The organism is Xanthomonas theicola (assembly GCF_014236795.1).
In the GTDB taxonomy this organism is placed as follows: domain Bacteria; phylum Pseudomonadota; class Gammaproteobacteria; order Xanthomonadales; family Xanthomonadaceae; genus Xanthomonas_A; species Xanthomonas_A theicola.
On record NZ_CP049017.1, the window covers coordinates 2,753,507 to 2,774,540 of the forward strand.

General features: G+C 68.1%; 21 protein-coding genes. 9 read left to right on the forward strand and 12 right to left on the reverse strand.

The window, feature by feature from the left end; translation table 11 throughout:
* Positions 1–122 precede the first annotated feature (122 nt).
* From G4Q83_RS12880 to G4Q83_RS12915, 8 genes are all read right to left on the reverse strand, one after another.
* The gene (locus tag G4Q83_RS12880) at positions 123–959 is read right to left on the reverse strand and encodes a carbohydrate ABC transporter permease (RefSeq protein ID WP_128419158.1); all 837 of its coding nucleotides are present in this window, start codon (positions 957–959) and stop codon (positions 123–125) included.
* Entirely contained in the window at positions 956–1,837 is an 882-nt protein-coding gene (locus G4Q83_RS12885; RefSeq protein ID WP_128419157.1) for a carbohydrate ABC transporter permease, read from the reverse strand. The genes G4Q83_RS12880 and G4Q83_RS12885 overlap by 4 nt, the downstream gene beginning before the upstream one ends.
* Entirely contained in the window at positions 1,834–3,147 is a 1,314-nt protein-coding gene (locus G4Q83_RS12890) for a sugar ABC transporter substrate-binding protein (RefSeq protein ID WP_246432091.1), read from the reverse strand. The genes G4Q83_RS12885 and G4Q83_RS12890 overlap by 4 nt, the downstream gene beginning before the upstream one ends.
* Entirely contained in the window at positions 3,144–4,769 is a 1,626-nt protein-coding gene (locus G4Q83_RS12895; protein WP_128419156.1) for a glucoamylase family protein, read from the reverse strand. The genes G4Q83_RS12890 and G4Q83_RS12895 overlap by 4 nt, the downstream gene beginning before the upstream one ends.
* 108 nt (positions 4,770–4,877) lie before the next feature.
* Positions 4,878–7,844: a TonB-dependent receptor gene (locus G4Q83_RS12900; protein ID WP_128419155.1), complete on the reverse strand. Its 2,967-nt coding sequence runs from the start codon at positions 7,842–7,844 to the stop codon at positions 4,878–4,880.
* A gap of 107 nt (positions 7,845–7,951) precedes the next feature.
* Positions 7,952–8,965: a LacI family DNA-binding transcriptional regulator gene (locus G4Q83_RS12905; RefSeq protein WP_128419154.1), complete on the reverse strand. Its 1,014-nt coding sequence runs from the start codon at positions 8,963–8,965 to the stop codon at positions 7,952–7,954.
* Positions 8,966–9,211: 246 nt separating this feature from the next.
* Positions 9,212–9,496: a BolA family protein gene (locus tag G4Q83_RS12910; protein WP_128419153.1), complete on the reverse strand. Its 285-nt coding sequence runs from the start codon at positions 9,494–9,496 to the stop codon at positions 9,212–9,214.
* The gene (locus tag G4Q83_RS12915; RefSeq protein WP_128419152.1) at positions 9,493–9,792 is read right to left on the reverse strand and encodes a YciI family protein; all 300 of its coding nucleotides are present in this window, start codon (positions 9,790–9,792) and stop codon (positions 9,493–9,495) included. Before G4Q83_RS12915 ends, G4Q83_RS12910 begins: the two co-directional genes overlap by 4 nt.
* 362 nt (positions 9,793–10,154) lie before the next feature.
* On the opposite strand from G4Q83_RS12915, the gene G4Q83_RS12920 reads away from it, so the two are divergent.
* The 3 genes from G4Q83_RS12920 to G4Q83_RS12930 are packed head-to-tail and all read left to right on the forward strand — an operon-like array spanning position 10,155 to position 13,606.
* Complete coding sequence (locus tag G4Q83_RS12920) at positions 10,155–11,090, forward strand: segregation and condensation protein A (RefSeq protein WP_128419151.1); 936 nt, start codon at positions 10,155–10,157, stop codon at positions 11,088–11,090.
* 19 nt (positions 11,091–11,109) lie between these two features.
* Entirely contained in the window at positions 11,110–12,096 is a 987-nt protein-coding gene (gene scpB, locus G4Q83_RS12925) for an SMC-Scp complex subunit ScpB (RefSeq protein ID WP_128419150.1), read from the forward strand.
* Positions 12,089–13,606, forward strand: a complete 1,518-nt coding sequence (locus tag G4Q83_RS12930) for a pseudouridine synthase (protein WP_128419149.1) — start codon at positions 12,089–12,091, stop codon at positions 13,604–13,606. Before scpB ends, G4Q83_RS12930 begins: the two co-directional genes overlap by 8 nt.
* 461 nt (positions 13,607–14,067) lie before the next feature.
* Here the strand turns inward: G4Q83_RS12930 and G4Q83_RS12935 are convergent, their stop codons facing one another.
* On the reverse strand, positions 14,068–14,775 hold the full coding sequence (locus tag G4Q83_RS12935) for a hypothetical protein (RefSeq protein WP_128419148.1): 708 nt from the start codon (positions 14,773–14,775) through the stop codon (positions 14,068–14,070).
* A 19-nt stretch (positions 14,776–14,794) separates the two neighbouring features.
* Here G4Q83_RS12935 and G4Q83_RS12940 point away from each other — a divergent pair, with 19 nt between their 5' ends.
* Positions 14,795–15,118 carry a hypothetical protein gene (locus tag G4Q83_RS12940; protein WP_128419147.1) on the forward strand — a complete coding sequence of 108 codons (324 nt, stop codon included), beginning with the start codon at positions 14,795–14,797 and terminating at the stop codon, positions 15,116–15,118.
* 200 nt (positions 15,119–15,318) lie between these two features.
* Here G4Q83_RS12940 and G4Q83_RS12945 read toward each other — a convergent pair whose 3' ends face one another.
* The 3 genes from G4Q83_RS12945 to G4Q83_RS12955 all read right to left on the reverse strand — a co-directional run bounded on the left by G4Q83_RS12945 (position 15,319) and on the right by G4Q83_RS12955 (position 17,957).
* A complete protein-coding gene (locus G4Q83_RS12945) occupies positions 15,319–15,756 on the reverse strand; it encodes a hypothetical protein (RefSeq protein WP_128419146.1) in 438 nt (145 codons plus the stop codon).
* A gap of 89 nt (positions 15,757–15,845) precedes the next feature.
* A complete protein-coding gene (locus G4Q83_RS12950; protein ID WP_128419145.1) occupies positions 15,846–16,685 on the reverse strand; it encodes an amidohydrolase in 840 nt (279 codons plus the stop codon).
* Between the two features lie 123 nt (positions 16,686–16,808).
* Positions 16,809–17,957, reverse strand: a complete 1,149-nt coding sequence (locus G4Q83_RS12955) for a pyridoxal phosphate-dependent aminotransferase (RefSeq protein ID WP_128419144.1) — start codon at positions 17,955–17,957, stop codon at positions 16,809–16,811.
* A 222-nt stretch (positions 17,958–18,179) separates the two neighbouring features.
* Between G4Q83_RS12955 and ccmA the strand changes: the two genes are divergently transcribed.
* The 5 genes from ccmA (at position 18,180) to ccmE (ending at position 20,983) form a co-directional block, all read left to right on the forward strand.
* The gene (gene ccmA, locus G4Q83_RS12960; protein WP_128419143.1) at positions 18,180–18,827 is read left to right on the forward strand and encodes a heme ABC exporter ATP-binding protein CcmA; all 648 of its coding nucleotides are present in this window, start codon (positions 18,180–18,182) and stop codon (positions 18,825–18,827) included.
* Positions 18,824–19,519: a heme exporter protein CcmB gene (ccmB, locus tag G4Q83_RS12965; RefSeq protein WP_128419142.1), complete on the forward strand. Its 696-nt coding sequence runs from the start codon at positions 18,824–18,826 to the stop codon at positions 19,517–19,519. The genes ccmA and ccmB overlap by 4 nt, the downstream gene beginning before the upstream one ends.
* A gap of 95 nt (positions 19,520–19,614) precedes the next feature.
* Positions 19,615–20,364, forward strand: a complete 750-nt coding sequence (ccmC, locus tag G4Q83_RS12970) for a heme ABC transporter permease CcmC (protein WP_128419141.1) — start codon at positions 19,615–19,617, stop codon at positions 20,362–20,364.
* Positions 20,361–20,534: a heme exporter protein CcmD gene (gene ccmD / locus G4Q83_RS12975; RefSeq protein ID WP_128419140.1), complete on the forward strand. Its 174-nt coding sequence runs from the start codon at positions 20,361–20,363 to the stop codon at positions 20,532–20,534. Before ccmC ends, ccmD begins: the two co-directional genes overlap by 4 nt.
* Complete coding sequence (gene ccmE / locus G4Q83_RS12980; RefSeq protein WP_128419139.1) at positions 20,531–20,983, forward strand: cytochrome c maturation protein CcmE; 453 nt, start codon at positions 20,531–20,533, stop codon at positions 20,981–20,983. Before ccmD ends, ccmE begins: the two co-directional genes overlap by 4 nt.
* Positions 20,984–21,034: the final 51 nt, after the last annotated feature.

The following is a 21,034-nucleotide window of genomic DNA, read 5'->3' on the forward strand; positions in this document are numbered from 1 at the left end:
CCACACTCGCATCTTTCCCATGCCATCCCTGGCGCAACTGATCGGCTCCGGACAACCCGGCCCGGCCATCCGTGGCCGGGCGTTCGGGAACGCGCGAGCCAGTGGCTCGCAAGCGCGTTCCCTCACCCCTTCACGCTTCCCAGCAACAGGCCCTGGATGTAGTAGCGCTGCAGCGCCAGGAACAGCGCCAGCACCGGGATCACCGTCACCACCGCGCCGGCCATCATCATCTCCACGTCCATGATGTGCTCGCGCGACAGCGCCGCCAGCGCCACCGGCAAGGTGTAGTGCTCCTGGTCGGTCAGCACGATCAGCGGCCACATGAAGTCGTTCCATGCGGCCATGAAGGTGAAGATGGTCAGCGTCACCAGCACCGGCTTGAGCATCGGCAGCACGATCTGGAAGAAGATGCGCAGCTCGCCGGCGCCGTCGATCCGCGCCGCCTCCAGCAACTCGTCCGGGATCGAGCGCGCGTACTGCCGCACCAGGAAGATGCCGAACACCGTCGCCAGCGCCGGCACCACCACCCCGCCGAAGTTGTTGACCAGGTGCAGCTGCTTCATCAGCAGGAACAGCGGCAGCATCGCCACCTGCGCCGGGATCACCAGCGCCGCCAGCAGGACCTGGAAGATCCGCTCCTTGCCGACGAAGCGCAGCTTGGCGAACGCATAGCCGGCCATGGTGTTGACCAGCAGCGAGCCGAGCGTGATCGCGCACGACACCAGCAGGCTGTTGGCGAAGTTGCGCGCCATGCCGGTGCGCGAGAACAGCTCGCCATAGTTGGCCAGGGTCGGGCCGGTCGGCAGCAGCGGCGGCGGGAAGCGGCTGGCCTGCCCGGCCGGCATGAACGACACCGACAGCATCCACAGCAACGGCGCCAGGCTGATCAGCGCCAGCAGCAGCAGCCCGCCGTTGACCAGCAGCGCGTTCCAGCGCGACGCGCCGATTTCGCGGCTCATACCAGGCCCTTCTTGCGGCCGAAGCGCAGCATCACGGAGGTCACTCCCAGGATGATCAGGAACAGCAGGAACGCCACCGCCGAGGCGCGGCCGAGGTTCCACCACTTGAAGCCTTCCTCGAACATGAAGTACAGCACGCTGACCGTGCTCTGCAACGGGTCGCCGCGGGTCATCACGTAGGGTTCGGCGAACAGCTGGAAGTAGCCGGACACGGTGATCACCCCGACCACCAGCAGCACCGGCCCCAGCATCGGCAGGGTGATGTGCAGCAGCTGCCGCCACTTCGACGCGCCGTCGATGCGCGCGGCCTCGTACAGATCCTGCGGGATGCCCTGCAGGCCGGCCAGGAAGATCACCATGTTGTAGCCGAAGTTCTTCCATACCGCGAACAGCATGATCGTCGGCATCGCCCAGTGCGGGTCGCCGAGCCAGTCGATCGGGCCGATGCCCAGGTGGCTCAGGCCGTAGTTGACCAGGCCGTAGCGGGTGTGGAACAGATAGCGCCAGATCACCGCCACCGCCACCAGCGTGGTCACCACCGGCGCGAACAGCGCGGTGCGGAACAGCGCCTCGAAGCGCGCCACCGGGGCGTTGAGCAGCAAGGCCGCGCCCAGCGAGGCGCCGATCGACAGCGGCACGCCGACGATGACGAAGTAGGTGGTGTTCCACAGCGACTTCCAGAACATCTGCGTCTGCAGCAGTTCGACGTAGTTGCCGAAGCCGACGAAGCGCAGGTGGTCGCTGTCGGCCAGCGCGTACAGGTCGAAGTCGGTGACGCTCAGCGCCAGCGCCGACAGCACCGGCAGGCCGAAGAACACGCCGATCACGATCAGCGCCGGGCCGGCGAACAGCCAGCCGACCAGGGAACCGCGCTTCATGGCGCCGTTCCCGCCGCCGCGGCAGGGCTGGCCTGCGGATGCTGCTGCCGGTAGATCCAGCGCCGTTTCTCCAGGATCTCGTCCACGCGCTTGTCCAGGTCCTGCACTGCCTGCTCCTGGCTCTCGCCGCCGCGCACCACGCGCTCGGTGACCAGCCGCATTTCCTGCACGATGCGCTCCCATTCCAGTACCTTCGGCGCCGGCTTGACCCGCTCCAGCTGGTCGCGGAACGCGTGCGCCAGCGGATCGTTGGCCAGCGACGGATACGCCCAGGTGCTGCGCCGCGGCGGCATGTCGCCGATCAGCGCATGGAAGCGCGCCTGGGTCTGCGGCCGCGACAGGAACTCGATCAGCTTCCACGCCGCGTCCTTCCGCTGCGACTTGCGGAAGATCACCAGGCTGGTGCCGCCGGCGATGCCGGCGCCCGGTCCGTCCGGGCCCGGCAGCGGCAGCGTGCCCCACTGCCCTTCCAGCGCCGCCGGCTGCAGCTTGCGGAACTCGCGGATGTTCCACGGGCCGGAGATGTAGAACGCGTAGAAGCCCTTGAAGAACTCGTCCCACACGTTGGAGATCTGGGTCTCGGACATCTTCGGCGCCCAGCCCTGCTGGAACATGTTGGCGTAGAAGGCCAGCGCCTTGCGGAAGCCGGGACTGCGGAAATTGCCGTAGTTGTTGTGGTCGCGCAGCAGCGGATCGTTGAACTGCAGGCCCAGCGACAGCTGCTGCTCGAACTCGTTGATCGGCATCAGGATCGCGTAGCGCTTGGGGCCGACGTGCTGCTTGACCGCAGCCATGGCCCGCTCCCACTCGGCCCAGGTCTGCGGCAGCGCGTCCACCCCGGCCTCGCGCAGCATGTCCTTGCGGTAGAACAGCAGGCGCGTGTCCACGTACCACGGCACCCCGTACAACTGGCCGTCGATGACGCTGGTGTCCCAGATGCCGGCGAAATAGTCCTTCGGATCGACCACCGTGGACCGGTCGACATAGGCTTGCAGCGGCTGCAGCGTGTCCAGCGCGGCGAACTCGGGAATCCAGGTGTTGCCGAGCTGGCAAACGTCCGGCAGCCCGTCGGCGGCGAACGCGGTCAGCAGCTTCTCGTGCGCGGCGGTCCACGGGATGTTCTGGATGTCCACGTGGATGCCGGGATGCTCCTTCTCGAACTGCGGGATCAGCTCGGCCACGACTTCGGCCTCGCGCCCCATCGCCCAGAACCGCACCACCTGGCCCTGCGGCGCGCGCGCGCAGCCGCCCAGCGCCGCCGCCAGCGCAGCCAACGACAGCCAGCGACCGGTCGCGCGCAGTACACTCATTCGGGCTGCTTCTGCGGCTGGTTGCGCTGTGCGGGATTCTGCTGCGCTTCGGTGGCGGCGCGCGACTCGGCGATGCCCAGCGCACGCGCGGCCGCGGCCTGCTCGTCCTTCTTCGGCAGCGGTTGCCGCTCGCCTTCCGGGGTCAGCCAACCGCCGTTGAAACCGGCGCGCTCCAGGCCGGTGCGCAGGTACTTGTTCTTCTTCATCACATTCCAGACGAACTCGTTGCGGTAGTTGGCGATCATGGTGACGATCGCGCCCTGGTCGATGCCGATGTAGTCGCCCGCCACCCAGCCGCGGTTCGGGATCATGCGACCGGTCTTGAGCGGGATATCGTAGTTGAAGCTGGGATTGAACGAATCCAGGAAACCGTAGCTGGAATAGATGTAGTCGCCGAAGCGCTTGTGCATCTCCTGGGTCGCCGGGATCACCACCTCGGGCGCGAACACGATCGAGGACACCGCCGCGGTGGGTGCGATGGTGCCGTCGTCGAAGTGCTCGAACAGGCCGGCGCCGCGGGTGCGGTAGTGGAAGAACTGGCGCTGTTCGCCGCGGTACTCCTGGGTGGTGTTCTGCGGGCCGTCGCTGGCGGTCAGGCCCCAGACGTTCTCGCCGTATTCCTTCCACTTCATCGGGTTGTCGATGGCGTAGTCGCGCTGGGCGAGCGTGGCGCGGCGGCTGTTGAGGAAGTAGTCGATGCCGTGTTCGCGCATGTACTGGTCCTGGATGTCGCGGAAGTCGATCCAGACATGGTTGTACTGGTGCGCGAACAGCGGGCCGAAGGACAGGTATTCCTGGCCCTGGAACACGCCCCAGTCCTTGTTATAGGTGCGCGTCCATTCCAGCCACGCGTCGGGCTGCACCGGATGGGTTGGCGAGCCCAGCGCGAGGATGTAGACCATCATGCCTTCGTTGTAGCCCATCCAGTCGTACTGGATGAAGCCGCGCTCGGGGTACCAGCCCATCGAGATCAACGGCTTGCGCTGCTGCATCCACTTCCAGTCCACGCGGCGGTACAGCGTGTCGGCGATCTGGCGGATCTCCTGCTCGTCGGCGCTGGCGCCGTCGTAGTAGGACTGGGCGAACAGCACGCCCATCATCAACAGCGCGGTATCCACGCTCGACAGTTCCACCCACTGGTCGTAGCGCAACCCTTTCTGCATGTCCAGGAAGTGGTAGTAGAAGCCCTTGTAGCCAGCGCGACCGGTGCGCTGCGGACCGACCGGCGCATCGCGCAGGAAGCGCAGCGTGGTCAGGGTGCGTTGCACCGCCTGCTCGCGGTCGATCCAGCCGTTCTCGTAGCCGATCGGATAGGCGGTGAGCGCGAAGCCGATGGAGGCGATGCTGGCGAACGGGCGCGACGGGTAGCGGTCCACCGCCATGCCGTTCTGCTCGTTGGTGGTGTCCCAGAAGAATTGGAAGGTGCGCCGCTCGATGTCGTCGAACAGCGGCGGCAACGCGGGTTTGAGCAATTTGGGGGGCAGTTCGGCTTCTATCAGAATCACTTTGACCGGCTTCTTGTCCGCGACGGCCGGCTCCTCGGTTTTCTTGCAGGATGCCAGCAATGCCGCCGTCGCCAGCAGCAGGACCAATGGTGAGCGTGCGACGCTGCCCAGTTTCATGCGTTCGACACCCCTTTGAAATCGCTTACATGCACGGTGAAAACTGTCCCATCCCGGAATCTGCGGCGGCCGCCCCGGAAGATTCCGGGGCGGCCGTGACGTAATCGCTTACCAATTCAGCCCGAACGACAGGCGGAAAGTGCGCATCTGACCATAGATCTTGTAGTCGGTCGTGCCATACGCGGTGTCCAGGTCGGTCGCGGTACCGGTATTGGCGCCATAGGAGTTGTAGTTGACCCAGTTGAACACATTCAGCACATCGGCGCGGACATTGAACTTGACGTTGCTGCCGGTGTCCCACTGCTTGTTCAAGGTCAGGCTCAGGTCCTTGTAGCCGATGCTGCGGTCCGGGGTGAACTGGGCGATGTAGCATTGGGTATTGCCGGCCAGGCAGTTGGTGCCGTAGAACGGCGTCGGCGTGGACAGGGTCAGCTTGCCGGACAGGGTGATGTCCCACGGCAGGTCGTAGATCGCGGTGGCGACCAGGCGGTGCTTGGGCACGCCTGCGGCCTGGTGCCAGCCGTAGCCGCCGATGCTCGGATAGTCGAGCGAGTAGTGCTCGCCGAACTGACGGTTCTCCTTGGCGTTGCTGTAGGTATAGGCCACGGTCGCGCCCCAGCCGGACTTGGCCGTGTACGGCTTGTCGATCTTCAGCCCCAGCGAGTCGTTGCGCGTCTCCAGCGCGTTGGTGCCCAGCAGCACGCTGCCGAAGCCGTCGGGGCCCTCGCCGAACGGCGCGCCGTAGATGGTGCCGGGCACGAAGAACGAGCCGTCCTCGCGGCGGTTGCCGAGCAGGAACGCGAAGCCGTCGTGGCTGGCGATGTGCGATAGCGTGACCTCGGTGTTCCACTGCTCGCCCCACAGGTCCACCGCATTGCGCATGCCCAGGCTGAACTGGTCCGAGTACGGGGTCTTGATGTCGTTGTCGATCAGGTAGATCTCGCGCCCGCTGCCGGCGCCGGCGCCGGCCACCAGCGCCTGCAGCGTGGCCGGATCCAGGTACGACGGATCCCAGGCCAGGCACGGCTGGCCGCGGCACGGATTGGCCGCCGACTGGAAGTAATAGGCGTAGGAACGGAAGCTGCCGTTGAGCTGCTCCAGCGACAGGTAGTCGAAGAGGTTGCGGTCGTAGGCACGGCCGGCGCCGCCGAAGATCACGTAGCGCTGGTCGCCGGCCAGGTCGTAGGAAAAGCCCAGGCGCGGCTGCCAGGCGTCCTTGAACGCCTTGCGGTTGTTGCCGGTGCCGATGTAATGGCGGATGTTGTAGTTGGCGTTGTCGAGGTTGCTCCAGCTCAACAGCGCCGCGGCGACGTCGGCCGGGGTCTGGAAGTCCAGGAACGACGGGGTCTTCTCGTAGTCCCAGCGCACGCCCAGGTTGAGGGTCAGGTGTTGGTCGACCTCCCAGTCGTCCTGCACGTAGATGCCGTACTGCCTGTTCTTGGAGATCGCGTTGCCGCCGCTGGTGCCGGCGACCGCATCGCCGAACTGCACCTGGTACGGGATCTGGGTGCTGGTCAGGATGTTGTAGTAGAACTGCGGGTTGTATGGAATCTGCTGCAGCGTGTTGAGTTCCACGTCCTTGTACTTGACCCCCATCTTCAGCGTGTGCGTGCCGTGCCACTGCAGGTCCTGGATGGTCAGGTCGTCCTGCAGGCCCCAGCCCTTCTGGCCCTTGCGCTGGTAGTTGGAGCCGGCGCCGACGCTGAGGATGGTGTCCGGATTGCCGTCGGCCGGGTAGTACATCAGGTTGTAGCCGAGCCCGTCGTTGACCGCCTGCGGATTGACGAACGCGTTCTCGTAGGTCAGGTGCGCATCGTTGATGATGCGGCCGTAGGTGAACTGGTAGCGCAGGTCGGCGCGCTTGTCTTCCTGGTAGGCATCGGTCGCATGCGCGGCGGCGTTGCTGCCGTCGATGCCGTCGACCGAGGTCTCCTCGCGGTACTTGCCGCTGAGCTCGAAGTAGTGGTTCTCGCCGATGGCCCAGTCGAGCTTGCCGAAGTACAGGTCTTCCTTGAACGGCTGCGGATAGGTGCCGATCTGCGCCTGCAGGTCCGCCGGCAGTTCGGCGACGCGGTCGCGGTAGATCGAACCGGCCTGGACCACGCCCGGGGTCACGTACTGCTTGGCCTCGTAGGCGACGAAGAAGTGCGCGATGTCCTTGAGGATCGGGCCGCTGAAGGTGGCGCCGTACTGCTCCTCCTTGAACGCGTCGCGCTTGCCGTTGCGCTCTTCCAGCGGGCTGGGCTTGCGCCACTTGTCGTTGGTGTAGTCCCAGAAGAAGCTGCCCTCGAACTGGTTGCCGCCCGAGCGCGTGGCCGCGACCACCGCGGCGCTGCTGAGCTGGTCGAACTCGGCCTTGTAGTTGGAGGTGATGACCTTGTACTCGCCGATCGCCGACTGCGGGAACGGGTTGCCGCGGCTGGAGTCCTGACCGCTGACGCCGCCGGTGAGCACGTAGTTCTTCTGGCTGACGCCGTCGATGAACACATTGGTGCCGTTGGCCGAAGTGGCGCCGGAACGCATCTTGGTGTTGCCCTGCCCGTCGCGGCTGAACTGCACGCCCGGCACGGTGTCGGCCAGCTCCAGGAAGTTGCGGGTCGCGCGCGGCAGCGTCTCGATCAGCTTGTTGGAGATGTAGGTGGCATTCTCCGAGGTGCGGGTCTCCACCAGCGCCGGGGCGGTGACGTTGACCGCGCCGAGGGTGATGGCGTCACCGGTGGCCGCTGCGCCGCCCACGCTCAGATTCAGCGTCGCCACCTGGCCGACCTGCACGGTGACGTTCTGCGTGGCGGTCTGGCCGTTGGCGGTGACATCGATGCGGTACGCACCCGGCGGCAGCCCGCCGACGAAGTACACGCCGTTGCTGGCCTGCACGCTGCGGGTCAGACCGGTGGACAGGTTGGTGGCGGTGACCTGCGCTTCGGCGGCCGGCGCCGAAGCGGCCATGACCTGGCCGCGGATGGTGGCGCCGGTACTCTGCGCGAACGCCGGTGCGGCGCCCAGCAGCAGGCAACTGGCCAGGGCGCAGTTCAACAGCTTGCGTGCGGGCTGTGCGGAACGTGGCGCGTGGTTCATGCGGTGCTTCCCTCCAGGAATGGTGTTGCCAGTTATTTATTGGTGGTGCGTGGGGCTGCGATGCAAACAAGCGGAGCAAGACAACGGCGACGCGGACATCCGTGCCGCTAGGAACCGGGCATGCTGGAATCGCGCACGACCAGCTCCGGAATCAGGGTCTGCCGCTGCAGGCTGTCGGCGCCAGGGCGGTCGACCGACTGCAGCAGGCGGTTCATCGCCTGCTCACCGAGCCCGGCGATGCTGACCCGCATCGTGGTGAGGGATGGGTGAACGAAACGCGCCAGCGGGATGTCGTCGAAACCGGCGAGGGCGACGTCGCCGGGCACGCGCACGCCGGCCTGGGCGAAGGCGTACAGGCAGCCGAGCGCGGTCATGTCGTTGGCGGCGAACACCGCGTCCGGCAGCGTGCCGGCCCGCAGCATCGCCTGCCCCGCACGGTGGCCCGAGGCTTCGTCGAACTGGCCCGGGAACTCCCGGCCCTCGGCCGCGCCGGGATGGCGGGCGATGGCGTCGCGGAACCCGCGCAGGCGTTCGCGCGCATCGAAGTTCAGTTCCGGACCGCCGACAAAGGCGATGCGGCGATGGCCCATCGCCAGCAGATGCTCGGTCATCGCCACCGCGCCGGCATGGTCGTCGATGCTCAGCACCGGATACTCGGCGCCGGGCAGATGGGTATTGATCAGCACCGTCGGCAGCGCCTGCGGCAGGTTGTCGGTGAGGAAACCGGGACGCTCGGCATACGGCGACAGCACCAGCAGGCCATCCACGCGCCCGCGCATCGCGCGCAGCGCGCGGCCCTGCTCTTCCGGATCGCCGTGGTAGCTGGATACCAGCAGGTGCTGGCGGCGCGCGCGCGCGGCGCCGTCGATGCCGCGGATCAGCTCGGAGAAGAACTCGCCGTACAGGTCCGGCAGCACCACGCCCACGGTCTGGGTGCGGCGGCTGCTGAGGCTGCGCGCGGCCGCGTGCGGGCTGTAGCGCAGACGCTCGGCCACCTCGAGCACCAGTTTGCGCACCGGCTCGGCGACGTTCTCGTGCCCATTGAGCGCACGCGACACCGTGGCCACGGACACCCGGGCCTCGCGTGCGACATCTTTGATGGTGATCGCGCTCTTGGCCATCGCGCCGCCCTCCGCGGCCGAGACATCGAGAAACTGGCGCGGACTGTAATCGTTCTCAGGACGAGGCAGAAGCCCTTTGTTATTTTTTCAATAAAATTATTACGATTCAACCACTTGCATGGACGCGAAATCGCCAGAATCATGATGCGCCGCAGCATGATCGATGCCTGCATTCCGCGTTCCTGGCATGCGCCACGGCGCCGCGGCGGGCGGACCGGCGGCTGACGCGGCGCAGGCCGGCGCGCGTCAGCCGCCGTCGCGCGGCGCTTGGGCGTGGATCGACAGCGCATGGATGTCGGTCTGCATCATCGCGCCCAGCGCCGCGTACACCGCGCGGTGCCGGGCCAGCGGCGCCAGGCTGGCGAAGGCAGCGCTGACGATGCGCACATTGAAGTGGCCGCGGCCGTCGCGGGCGCCGGCGTGCCCGGCATGGCGGTGGCTGTCGTCCTCGACCTCCAGCGCCTGCGGGGCGAACGCGGTCTGCAGCACGGCGCGGATCCGCTCCACCCGGTTCGCCGCGACCCGGTTCATGGCAAGGTCTTCCGGAACGGCCGCACCTCGACCCGCGCATAGACCCCGGCGGCCACGTATGGATCGGCCTCGGCCCAGGCCCGGGCCTGCGCCAGCGAGTCGAACTCGGCGACCACCAGGCTGCCGCTGAAGCCCGCAGGACCCGGATCCTCGGCGTCGATCGCCGGGCACGGACCGGCCAGCAGCAGGCGTCCGGCTTCCTGCAGCGCCACCAGCCGCGCCAGGTGCGGCGGCCGCGCCGCCAGTCGCCGCGGCAGCGCATCGGCGCCGTCGTATCCCTCGATCACGTACCACATGCCGTCACCTATCCCTTCGCTTTGCATATGAACCTCACCCAATTCTAGCGCCACGGCGCTGGACACCGACCCGGCTGGCGCATTACCCTTGCGTCCGTTGCACGCGGCCGGATGCAGCGGCCCGTTGGTGATTGGCGCCCCAGCCCCTTCCGACGACCGATTCGCTGCCTGACGCCGCCCGCGCAGACGCCCTCCTCAAGCTGTCCCGTCGCCGCGACTCGCGGCGTATGTCTTGTGTCCTGTTGAAGTGTGGATCGCGTTGCGGGGACGACGCGACGTGAACCGCGGTACTGCAGGCAAGGCGCCGCGACCGGATCGCCCCTGCCCGGCCCTTCGCTATCGCAACACCTGATGTCCAACCGATGACCTCCGAACTCGCGCTCGACGCGAACCCGCCAATCCAGCCGACCGCGCCACAGCAGCAGGAAATGCCGCTGGCGGTGGTGCATGGGCAACCGGTGCTGCAGATCCCACAGGACCTGTACATCCCGCCGGATGCGCTGGAAGTCATCCTGGACGCGTTCGAAGGCCCGCTCGATCTACTGCTGTACCTGATCCGCCGGCAGAATCTGGACATCCTGGACATCCCCGTCGCCGAGATCACCCGGCAGTACGTGGACTACATCAACGTGATGCAGGAACTGCGTTTCGAGTTGGCCGCCGAATATCTGGTGATGGCCGCGATCCTGGCCGAGATCAAGTCGCGGATGCTGCTGCCGCGGCCGCCGGCGCAGGAAGGCGAGGAAGCCGATCCGCGCGCCGAACTGGTACGCCGTTTGCAAGAGTACGAGCGCTTCAAGCAGGCCGCCGAGGACATCGACGCGCTGCCGCGGCAGGACCGCGACACCACGCCGGTGCAGGCGCACGTGCCCGACCGCGCCGCGGTGAAGCTGCCGCCGCCGGTGGAACTGAAGGAGATGCTGCTGGCGCTGTACGACGTGCTCAAGCGCGCCGAGTTGTTCAGCGGCCACGCGATCAAGCGCGAGGCGCTGAGCGTGCGGCAACGGATGGGCGAAGTGCTGAGCCGCCTGGACGACGGCCGGTTCTACCGGTTCGAGTCGCTGTTCCGTGCCGAGGAAGGCAAGCTCGGCGTGCTGGTCACCTTCCTGGCCTTGCTGGAGCTGGCCAAGGAACAGTTGCTGGACATCGTCCAGGAACCGATGCAGCCCGCCGCCGCGGGCGAACGGCGGGCCATGGCGCCGATCTACGTCAAGTCGCTGGCGCTGGGCAACACCAACGAACCGCTGCAGTTCAACAGCGAATTCGACGATACCGACGCCGCCAACGGCCCTACCTGACACCAAGACCCGCCTACGCATGGATCAAGCGCTGATCAACCGCATCGTCGAAGCCGCCCTGCTCGCCGCCAACCAACCGCTGCCGCTGGCCCAACTGCACGGCCTGTTCCCCGAGGACGCGCCGGCGCCGCCGGGCAGCATCGAGCGCGCACTGGAACAGCTGCGCGCGGCCTGCGCCGGGCGCGGCGTGGAACTGGCGGAAGTGGCGTCGGGCTTCCGCTACCAGGTCAGCGGCGAGGTGCACCCGTGGGTGGCGCGGCTGTGGACCGAACGCAAGACCCGCTACACCCGCGCCACGCTGGAGACCCTGGCCCTGATCGCCTACCGCCAGCCGATCACCCGTGGCGAGATCGAGCAGGTGCGCGGCGTTGCGGTCAGCAGCAACATCATCCAGGCACTGGAAGAGCGCGAGTGGATCCGCGTGGTCGGCCACCGCGACGTGCCCGGCAAGCCGGCGCTGTTCGGCACCACCAAGGGCTTCCTGGACTACTTCGGGCTCAAGCGCCTGGACGAACTGCCGCCCTTGTCGGAACTGCGGGACATCGGCGAGCTGGAACCGCAGCTGCCGCTGGACCGCGACGCGCTGCCGGTCGGCGACATGGCCCAGCCCGGCGCGGACGCGGCGGACGCGGCCGCTGGCGCGGACGAAGCGACGCCCGCCGAGGCGAGCAACGCCGCAGTCGACCTGGATGAAGCACAGGCCGATACCGCGACCGACCCCGCCGCTGCGGACGCCACGGCCACCGCGGACAGCGATACCGATACCGATACCGATACCGATACCGGCACTGAAACCGAAACCGATGCAGACGCCGCCGCAGCGGATGCCTCACCCAGCGATACCGCCCCGACGGGCGAACCCGAAGCCGCGCCGGACGAGCGCGCGGCGGATGCGAACGAAGCCGAAGACAACGCCGTCGCGACGACGACCGTGGCTGTTGACGATGCCGATTCCGAACCACAGGCCGACGCACCCCGCGCCGGCCGGAGCCAAGTGAATGAGTGACACCTCCCGCAAGCTGTCGTTGAACAAGCTCTCGCTCAAGCGCGATGCCGCCGGCGAGCAGCCGAAACTGGAAGAACGCCTGCACAAGGTCCTGGCCCAGGCCGGCCTGGGCTCGCGCCGCGCGCTGGAGCAGCGCATCGCCGACGGCCTGGTCAAGGTCAACGGCGAGGTCGCGCAGACCGGCATGTCGGTCAAGAGTGGCGACAGGATCGAGCTGGACGGTCGCAGCTTCGTCGCCAGCGCGCTGACCGAGCCGTCGCGCGTGCTGGTCTACAACAAGCCCGAAGGCGAAGTGACCACCCGCGAGGATCCCGAGGGCCGCCCGACCATCTTCGAGGCGCTGCCGTCGCTGAAGGGCGCGCGCTGGATCGCGATCGGCCGCCTGGACATCAACACCACCGGCCTGCTGCTGCTGACCACCGACGGCGAGCTGGCCAACGCGATGATGCACCCGTCCTACGAGATCGAACGCGAGTACGTGGTGCGCGTGCGCGCCCCGGAAGGCGAGGAGAAGGTGCCCGACAGCATGGTCGAGCGCCTGTCACGCGGCGTGCTGCTGGAAGACGGCGGCGCCAAGTTCGACGAGATCGAGCGCATCGGCGGCACCGACTCGCACGACTGGTTCCGCGTGGTGGTCAAGGAAGGCCGCAACCGCGAAGTGCGCCGGCTGTGGGAATCGCAGGGCTGCCAGGTCAGCCGCCTCAAGCGCACCCGCTACGGCAAGGTGGCGCTGCCGCGCGAGCTGTTGCGCGGGCAGTCGCTGGAACTGGCGCAGGACAAGGTCGAGGCGCTGCGCGCCGAGCTGAAGCTGGAAGAAGGCACGCCGTCGGCGCTGACCCTGCAGCCGGTGATCGGCCAGCGCAAGGCGGCCAAGGCCACCGTGCAGGTCGGCCGCGGCGGCAATGCCTACGTCAACGGCCACAACGTCGCCGACGAAGGCCGCGAGCTGCGCCGCTTCGATACCTTCCGCGAGGACCGCGGCCGCGGCGGCAAGAAGCCGTACGGCGGGCTGACCGTCAGCGGCGAGATGGCCGCCAAGCAGGCGCAGAAGCCGTTCAAGCAGCGCAACCCGAAGGGGCCCAAACCGCTGCCGGACGGCAACCCCGCCGCGTTCCGCACCTGGTACGTGCCCGAGGGTGTCAGCACCGGTCCGACCGGCCACCGCAACGCCGGTCCGGACGGGCGTGGCGGCCAGGGGCAAGGGCGTCCCTATGGCAAGCCGCGCCCGGCCGGCGCCGGTGCCGGCCAGGGCGCGACCCAGGGCCGCGGCCAGGAGCAAGGCCAGCGCAAGGCGCATCCGTACGGGCATCCGGGCAATGCGCCGAGCTTCCCGTCCGACCACGCCAACCCCGGTTTCAACCCCTACGGCGCCGCGCCGCGCGCGGCGCGCCCGGCCGGCCCGCGCGGCGACGGGCAGAAGCGCGGGCCGGGTCCGAGCGGCCGCCCGGCCGGCAACCGGCCCGGCGGCGGCCGGCCCGGCGGCGGCAATCGCGGCCCGCGCGGCGGCTGAGCGTCGAAACCGATGGGCCGCACTGGCCGCGCCGGAAGGCGCGGCCAGGACGCCGCCGACGGCGCCTGCGTCAGCGGGTTGTCGGCTCAACCGAAGCACCGAAGGCCCTGTGCCGCCAAGCGCGGCCAGGGCTAGCGGGACCGCGTGGTCCTAGAGCACTTTCGATCCAAGTGATGCCACTTGTGGGAGCGACTTCGCGGATTGGGTCTGGCAAGCCAGCCGTCGGCTGGCGCCGCGCGGCGTGGCCCAACCGCCAGTCGCAGACACCAACTGACAGCTTGCCAGACCCAGTGCGGCCTGTTCGGGGGTGGATCGCACGCCCTGGACCTTGGCGACCGCCCGTCCTCCCACACAGGCGGCAGCCTCTCGCTTGGTCGCCGAAGGTCGACGCTACCGGAGTAGCGACATCCCCCCGGACGGGAATCGGTCCTGATTTCCGGCAACGCGTGGCGGCGGCGTTGCTATCTGCCCAAGCGCGGGTCATACGGTGAATTAAAGCCCCGGCATATATAACTCTTGACGATAACGGTATCTTCCTGCCTTTCTGCATCCGACAGACGGATCTTGCCCCTGTCGGCTCTCGCAAGTCGATCCGCCGCCTTGTCACAGATGTGCTTGTCATACGGCGGAAACAAGGACGGCAAGGACGGCCATTTGAAATTCGTTACATTGATCCGCATATTGGTTGGATAACCACGCTTCCGTTCTTCGGTATAAATTGTATCCAGCCCATCACCGTCATCGCCAGTCGACTCTTCGCCGCCGATCTGGTTTATTTCATTGCCCGAGCTGCTGACGCTTCTCGCCTTGCGGCCATGCGCAGGCCGATCCACCGCATCGCGCAATGCAAAATTCTTCACGGAGGCGTCGCTGGGACGATTCAAAACCGCGGTGGCCGGCGTGCCCGATCCTTTCGACGCTTGCTGGCGATGAGCCGGATCCTGCGCAGCAGCGCCAGTACCAGCGGAGCCACGGGCGGCCGGCTCCCCCATTGGCTTCGATGAACCGCCAGCAGTCCGCTCATGGCGACGACCATCATTGCCATGCGCATCGCGCGCGCCCGCTGAATTGGAAGCAATTTTCCGCCGATCGCATGGCTGCTTGCGATACATCAGATCATGCGCATCAGCCACGCTGCCGACAAAACCATCTCCCGCCTTTATTTCCATCAACTCCGATCTACGTCCGTTGTTTATCGTCATCATCCTGGAGCCGCCGCTGGTCCTTATTTCCTCTATTACCACACCACCTTCATTCTTGATTTTTATCCTATTCGATGAACTTAGAACTCCCATCACCCCGCCGGTCACAGGTAACACACCGCCGCCGTGGTGCGTGGCAGATGGAAAGGAGGTGGCGGCTGGCATCGCCAAGGCAGACGTTATCATGTTCGATCCTTTATTTACCCGGGATATTTTCGCGAGGATGCGGATCGCGCTGGAGGCGATTGCCGAATTACCACGCAGCTTGAATTTATGCGATCCCTTTGGAAAATCAATTCGACAAATCTAGAAATCCGACTTGCCGCAGCGCCAGACTATTCCATCGCCTGCACTTCGCGGGTCTCGCCTGCCGACCAACAACCCGGGCCAGCGGTTCCCGTCCCGTGCAGTCACATGCGGAGCGGCCACGAACGGCCATCGCCCACATTTCGAGCAGCCCACCGCGCTACTGCGATCGGCGCGGCCACGCGCGCGGTCGCACCGCGCGGCTCAGCGCCGCTCGATGGTGAAGCCGCCGACCACCACGCCCAGGTCCCAGCCCTTGCCGGTGCCGGCCAGGGCCAACGAGATGTCGCCCTTGGTCATCACCTGCGCATCGGAAGACTTGACCACACCGGCATGCGCTTCGGCCCCCGCATAGGTGCCGAACAGATCGTTGAGCGTATAGGCGCCGGTGAACCGGCCGCGGCCGTCGACGATCTTCGACTTGCCCACGCTCAACCCGCCGCCCTTGGCGCTGATCTTGACCGGAATCTTGGCGCCGTTGTCGCAGGTGATGGTGCCGGTGCCGGAGGCGGTCTTGTAGAACACCGACCAGCCGGACAGGTTGAAACGCAGCTGGCAATCGATGTTGCCGGCGGCATGCGCCTGCGGCATGAAGGCGAGGCCGGCGAGCAGCGCGACGGCGGTCAACAGTTTGTTGTTCATGGCCACGTTCCGTGAATGGGAAACGGCGCGAGCGTAGCAGCGCGCCGCGCAAGATCACGTGTGGGAAACGGCCTGCGGCACGGCGCCGTTCAGCGATCGGCGTTGGGCACGCCCAGGGTGAAGGCATCGGCGTCGAGCATGGCCGGGAAGCGCGCGCGGTGTGCGGCCAGCGCCGCCGCCGAGATCGTGGTGGTGACCACTTGCTCGCGTTCCCGGATCTCCACTTGCGGCTGGCCCAGGAAGTCGATCACCGCGCTGTGGCCGGCATAGTGCAGGCCGTTGCCGTCCACGCCCACGCGGTTGACCGCGGCCACGAAGCACAGGTTCTCGATCGCGCGCGCGCGCAGCAGGGTGCGCCACGGGTAGGCGCGCGCCGAGGGCCAGTTGGCGACGAACAGTTGCAAGTCGAAATCCAACTGACCGGGACGCTCGACGTCGTAGCGGTTGCGGCAGAACACCGGGAAGCGCAGGTCGTAGCAGACCTGCGGATTGATCCGCCAGCCCTTCCACTCCACGCACAGCCGCTCGCGTCCGGCGGCGTAGCGCTGGTGCTCGTTGGCGTAGCGGAACAGGTGGCGCTTGTCGTAGTGCTGCAGTTCGCCGTCGGGCGTGGCCCACAGCAGGCGATTGAAGACCTTCGCCGTCCCGTCCTCGCCGATCGCCCGCAACTGCGCGCTGCCGGTCATCGCCGCGCCCAGCCGCGCCGCCTGCGCGCGCATCCAGGCCACGCTCGGCCCGTCCATGCCCTCGGCCTGGTCCAGCGCCTCGTTGGAGAAGCCGCTGGTGAAGGTCTCCGGCAGGATCACCAGGTCGGTGGCGCCGGCCAGCGGCGCCAGCAGCGCGGCGTAATGCGCGCGGTTGCCGGCCGGATCGTGCCAGCGGGTGTCGCCTTGGATCAGGGAGATGCGGAGGTCGGGGGTGGGGGGCATGGGAGTGTCCGGTTCGAAGTAGGCGGGACGCGGGACTGGGGACTCGATAAAGCGAGGGTCGCCGATTCGCGCTCTCGATTTTACGAGTCCCCCGTCCCCGGTCCCGAGTCCCGGCGCGGCTCGTCAGAGCCGCTGCAGCCGCTCGATCGCCGCATCCAGCGTCGCCTCGTTCTTGGCGAAGCACAGCCGCGCCAGGCGCTGGCCGGTCGGCGGGGTCTGGTAGAACGGCGACAGCGGGATCGCGGCCACGCCCTTCTCGATGGTCAGCCGCTTCACGAATTCGGTGTCGGGCAGGTCGCTGACCGCCGAGTAGTCGACCAGTTGGAAGTAGCCGCCGGGTACCGGCAGCGGTGCGAGCCGGGTGCCCAGCAACTGTTCGCGGAAGCGGTCGCGCTTGGCCTGGTAGAAGGCGCCGAGCCGCTCGTCGTGCTCGGGTTCGTCGCGGATCATCGCGGCGAAGGCGTACTGGGCCGGGCCGAAGCTGGTGAAGGTGTTGTACTGGTGCACCTTGCGGAACTCGGCGCTGAGCGCCGGCGGCGCGATCGTGTAGCCGATCTTCCAGCCGGTGCAGTGGTAGGTCTTGCCGAAGCTGGAAACGACGAAGGCGCGTTCGCGCAGCTCCGGCCAGCGCAGCACCGATTCGTGGCGGCGGCCGTCGAACACGATGTGCTCATAGACCTCGTCGGAGACCAGGAAGATGTCGCTGCCGCGCAGCAGGTCGGCGATGGCCTGCAGGTCGTCGCCGCCGAGCATCGCCCCGGACGGGTTGTGCGGGCTGTTGAGCATCAGCAGGCGGGTGCGCGGGGTGATCGCCGCGCGCACCCGTTCCCAGTCCACCGCGAAGGTCTGCGGGTCCAGCGGCACGTGCACCGCGCGCGCGCCGGCCAGGTCGATCGCCGGTTCGTAGCTGTCGTAGGCCGGATCCAGCACGATCACCTCCTCGCCGGGCCGCACCACCGCCTGGATGGCGTTGAACAGCGCCTCGGTGGCGCCGCTGGTGACGGTGACCTCGGTGTCGGGGTCGACCTGCGCGCCGTAGCAGCGCAGCGCCTTGCCGGCGATCGCCTGGCGCAGCGCCGGCACCCCGGTCATCGGCGGGTACTGGTTGTGGCCCTGGCGCATGGCCTGCGCGAGCACGTCGATCAGCCGCGCCGGCGCGGCGAAGTCGGGGAAGCCCTGGCCCAGGTTGACCGCGCCGTGCTCGGCGGCCAGTTGCGACATCACCGTGAAGATGGTGGTGCCCACCTTGGGCAGCTTGGTCTGCGGGAGCATGCGTAGGCCACGGAAACGGGAAAGCGCGAAGTGTACGCAAAGCCGCTTGCCGGCAATGCGGCGGCGGCATGCAAAACAGCGTTCCCCGCACGGCACGCGGCGGCGTCGCCGGCATGCAGCCGCCGCCACTGCGCCCGCGCCAGGCGGCCGCATGCCGATACAATGCGCACCTCCCGCCGCCACCGTCTGCCGCCGCGCCCGTCCCGCTGCGGCCCTTCGCCGATGACCGATCCGCTGCATTCCCCGCCGCCGCTGCTGGCCGCGCATGGGCTCACTTTCGCTCGCGACGACGACGCCGTGTTCGGTCCGCTGGATTTCCACCTGGACGCGGGCGAGGCGCTGCTGGTGCAAGGCGACAATGGCGCCGGCAAGACCACTCTGCTGCGGGTGCTGGTCGGGCTGCTGCGCGCCGAGGCCGGGCGCATCGAGATCGACGGCCGCCCGGTGCGCCGCGGCGACCGCGCGCGCTACATGGCCTACCTGGGCCATCTCGGCGCACTGAAGGCGGACCTGAGCACGCTGGAGAACCTGCACTACCTGTGCGGCCTGCAGGGCCGCCGCGCCAAGCAGATGCCGGGCAGCGCGCTGGCCATCGTCGGCCTGGCCGGCTACGCGGACACGCTGGTGCGGCAGCTGTCGGCCGGGCAGAAAAAGCGCCTGGCGCTGGCCCGGGTGTGGCTGTCGCCGGCGCCGCTGTGGCTGCTCGACGAGCCCTACGCCAACCTCGACCTGGACGGCATCACCCTGGTCAACCGGATGATCGCCGCGCACCTGCGCAGCGGCGGTGCGGCGCTGGTCACCACCCATGGCGCCTACGCCGCGCCGCCGGTGCGCACGCGCATGCTGCGCCTGAGCGGGGTGGCCGCATGAGCCCGGCCGCGCCGGTGCCCTCGTTGTGGCAGGCCACCGGCGCGCTGCTGCTGCGCGATCTGCGGCTGCTGTGGCGGCGCCGCGGCGATGCGCTGCAGCCGGCGCTGTTCGCGCTGCTGATCGTGGCGCTGTTCGCGCTGGCGATGGGCAACCAGCCGCGCCTGCTCGGCGAGGTCGCCGGCGCCGCGCTGTGGCTGGCGGCGCTGCTGGCCGGGCTGCTGGCGCTGGACAGCCTGTTCCGCGGCGACGCCGAGGACGGCTCACTGGAACAGTGGCTGCTGGCGCCGGTGCCGCTGGCCTGGCTGGTGCTGGTGCGGGTGCTGCTGCACTGGCTGACCACCGCGCTGCCGCTGATCCTGGCCACGCCGTTGCTGGGCGAATTGCTGCACCTGCCGCATGACCGCATGCCGGTGCTGCTGGCATCGTTGGCGCTGGGTACGCCGCTGCTGAGCCTGATCGGTGCGGTGGTGGCGGCGCTGACGGTGAGCATGAAGCGCGCCGGGATCCTGGTCGCGCTGCTGGCGCTGCCGCTGTACGTGCCGGTGCTGGTGTTCGGCGCCGGCAGCGTGGCCGCCGCGGCGCAGGGCCTGGACCCCGGCGGCGGCCTGCTGCTGCTGGCGGCCGGGCTGGTGCTGGGCCTGGTGCTGGCGCCGCTGGCGGCGGCGGCGGCGATCCGGATCGCGTTGAGCTGAGCGTGCTGGCGCAGCGCGCGCCGTACCATCATGGTCTATCGTTGAACCGCTGTCGCCGCACCGAAGCACGCCTCCCGCCCGCTAGAATCCACCGCATGTCCTCCGTCGTCCGCTGGTTCCACCAACTCGGCTCGCCCCCCGCCTTCGACCGCTTCGCCGCGCGCTGGACGCCGTGGTGCTACCTGGCCGCGCTGCTGCTGGCCGCGCCGGGGACCTGGCAGGCGCTGTTCGTGGTGCCGGCCGACCGCCTGCAGAGCGACGCCTTCCGCATCCTCTACATTCACGTGCCCAGCGCGTGGATGAGCCTGTTCGTGTTCGGGCTGATGGCGCTGTACGCGGCGATCGCGCAGGTGTGGCGGATCAAGCTGTGCGAGGTGCTGGCGATGGCCTGCGCGCCGATCGGCGCCGCCTTCACCGTGATCACCCTGCTGACCGGCAGCATCTGGGGCAAGCCGATGTGGGGCGCGTGGTGGGACTGGGACCCGCGCCTGACCACCGAACTGATCCTGCTGTTCCTGTACATCGGGGTGATGGGCCTGTACCTGGCGATCGAGGAGCGCCGCAACGCCGCGCGCGCGGCCGGGCTGCTGGCCATCGTCGGCGTGGCGCTGCTGCCGGTGATCCGCTATTCGGTGGTGTGGTGGAACTCGCTGCACCAGGGCCAGACCATTCGCCTGTTCGGCCAGTCGAGCATGGACCCGAGCATGCTGCCGCCGCTGTGGCTGATGCTGGCGGCGACCAAGTTCTGGTTCGCCGGCTCGCTGCTGGCGCGTGCGCGCGCCGACAACCTGCGCCGCGAGGCCGGCAAGGACTGGGTGGCGAAACTGGCGGAGACGCGCGCATGAACTACCTGCCCTATGTAGTCGGTGCCTATGCGGTGTTCGTCGGCGTGCTGCTGGCCGACTTCGTGCTGGCGCGGCTGCAGCTGCGCGGCGCATTGCGCGCGGCGCGGCGGCGCGCGCAGCGAAAACAGCGGCCCAAGGCCGATCCGGCCGCGCTGGACCTGAGCCGATGACCCCGCAGCGCAAGCGCCGCCTGCTGCTGTTGATGGTGCTGGTGCTGGCCGCGGGGCTGACCACCGCGCTGGTGGCGATGGCGCTGCAGCGCAACACCGCCTACCTGTACACCCCGGCCGAAGTGCTGGCCGGCAAGACCGGCGAACACGCCCGCTTCCGCCTCGGCGGCATGGTCGAGAAAGGCTCGTTCCAGCGCCCGCCCGGTTCGCTGCTGGCACGGTTCCGGGTCACCGACGGCGATGCGCAGCTGACCGTCAGCTACGATCGGATCCTGCCCGACCTGTTCCGCGAGGGCCAGGCGGTGGTGGCCACCGGCCGCATCCGCGATGGCGTGTTCGTGGCCGAGGACGTGCTGGCCAAGCACGACGAGACCTACATGCCCAAGGAACTGGAAGACAAGATGGGCAACGCGCATCGCAAGCACGATGTGGCGGAGGCGGTGCAGTGACTGGATGGAGGTGCGGGACGCGGGACGCGGGACGCGGGACGCGTAAAAGCC

Excerpts from the sequence above, each read along its gene's own strand:
- G4Q83_RS12880 (WP_128419158.1), bottom strand. The coding sequence starts at position 959 with ATGAGCCGCGAAATCGGCGCGTCGCGCTGGAACGCGCTGCTGGTCAAC.
- G4Q83_RS12885 (WP_128419157.1), bottom strand. The coding sequence starts at position 1,837 with ATGAAGCGCGGTTCCCTGGTCGGCTGGCTGTTCGCCGGCCCGGCGCTG.
- G4Q83_RS12890 (WP_246432091.1), bottom strand. The coding sequence starts at position 3,147 with ATGAGTGTACTGCGCGCGACCGGTCGCTGGCTGTCGTTGGCTGCGCTG.
- G4Q83_RS12895 (WP_128419156.1), bottom strand. The coding sequence starts at position 4,769 with ATGAAACTGGGCAGCGTCGCACGCTCACCATTGGTCCTGCTGCTGGCG.
- G4Q83_RS12900 (WP_128419155.1), bottom strand. The coding sequence starts at position 7,844 with ATGAACCACGCGCCACGTTCCGCACAGCCCGCACGCAAGCTGTTGAAC.
- G4Q83_RS12905 (WP_128419154.1), bottom strand. The coding sequence starts at position 8,965 with ATGGCCAAGAGCGCGATCACCATCAAAGATGTCGCACGCGAGGCCCGG.
- G4Q83_RS12910 (WP_128419153.1), bottom strand. The coding sequence starts at position 9,496 with ATGAACCGGGTCGCGGCGAACCGGGTGGAGCGGATCCGCGCCGTGCTG.
- G4Q83_RS12915 (WP_128419152.1), bottom strand. The coding sequence starts at position 9,792 with ATGTGGTACGTGATCGAGGGATACGACGGCGCCGATGCGCTGCCGCGG.
- G4Q83_RS12920 (WP_128419151.1), top strand. The coding sequence starts at position 10,155 with ATGACCTCCGAACTCGCGCTCGACGCGAACCCGCCAATCCAGCCGACC.
- scpB (WP_128419150.1), top strand. The coding sequence starts at position 11,110 with ATGGATCAAGCGCTGATCAACCGCATCGTCGAAGCCGCCCTGCTCGCC.
- G4Q83_RS12930 (WP_128419149.1), top strand. The coding sequence starts at position 12,089 with ATGAGTGACACCTCCCGCAAGCTGTCGTTGAACAAGCTCTCGCTCAAG.
- G4Q83_RS12935 (WP_128419148.1), bottom strand. The coding sequence starts at position 14,775 with ATGGAAATAAAGGCGGGAGATGGTTTTGTCGGCAGCGTGGCTGATGCG.
- G4Q83_RS12945 (WP_128419146.1), bottom strand. The coding sequence starts at position 15,756 with ATGAACAACAAACTGTTGACCGCCGTCGCGCTGCTCGCCGGCCTCGCC.
- G4Q83_RS12950 (WP_128419145.1), bottom strand. The coding sequence starts at position 16,685 with ATGCCCCCCACCCCCGACCTCCGCATCTCCCTGATCCAAGGCGACACC.
- G4Q83_RS12955 (WP_128419144.1), bottom strand. The coding sequence starts at position 17,957 with ATGCTCCCGCAGACCAAGCTGCCCAAGGTGGGCACCACCATCTTCACG.
- ccmA (WP_128419143.1), top strand. The coding sequence starts at position 18,180 with ATGACCGATCCGCTGCATTCCCCGCCGCCGCTGCTGGCCGCGCATGGG.
- ccmB (WP_128419142.1), top strand. The coding sequence starts at position 18,824 with ATGAGCCCGGCCGCGCCGGTGCCCTCGTTGTGGCAGGCCACCGGCGCG.
- ccmC (WP_128419141.1), top strand. The coding sequence starts at position 19,615 with ATGTCCTCCGTCGTCCGCTGGTTCCACCAACTCGGCTCGCCCCCCGCC.
- ccmD (WP_128419140.1), top strand. The coding sequence starts at position 20,361 with ATGAACTACCTGCCCTATGTAGTCGGTGCCTATGCGGTGTTCGTCGGC.
- ccmE (WP_128419139.1), top strand. The coding sequence starts at position 20,531 with ATGACCCCGCAGCGCAAGCGCCGCCTGCTGCTGTTGATGGTGCTGGTG.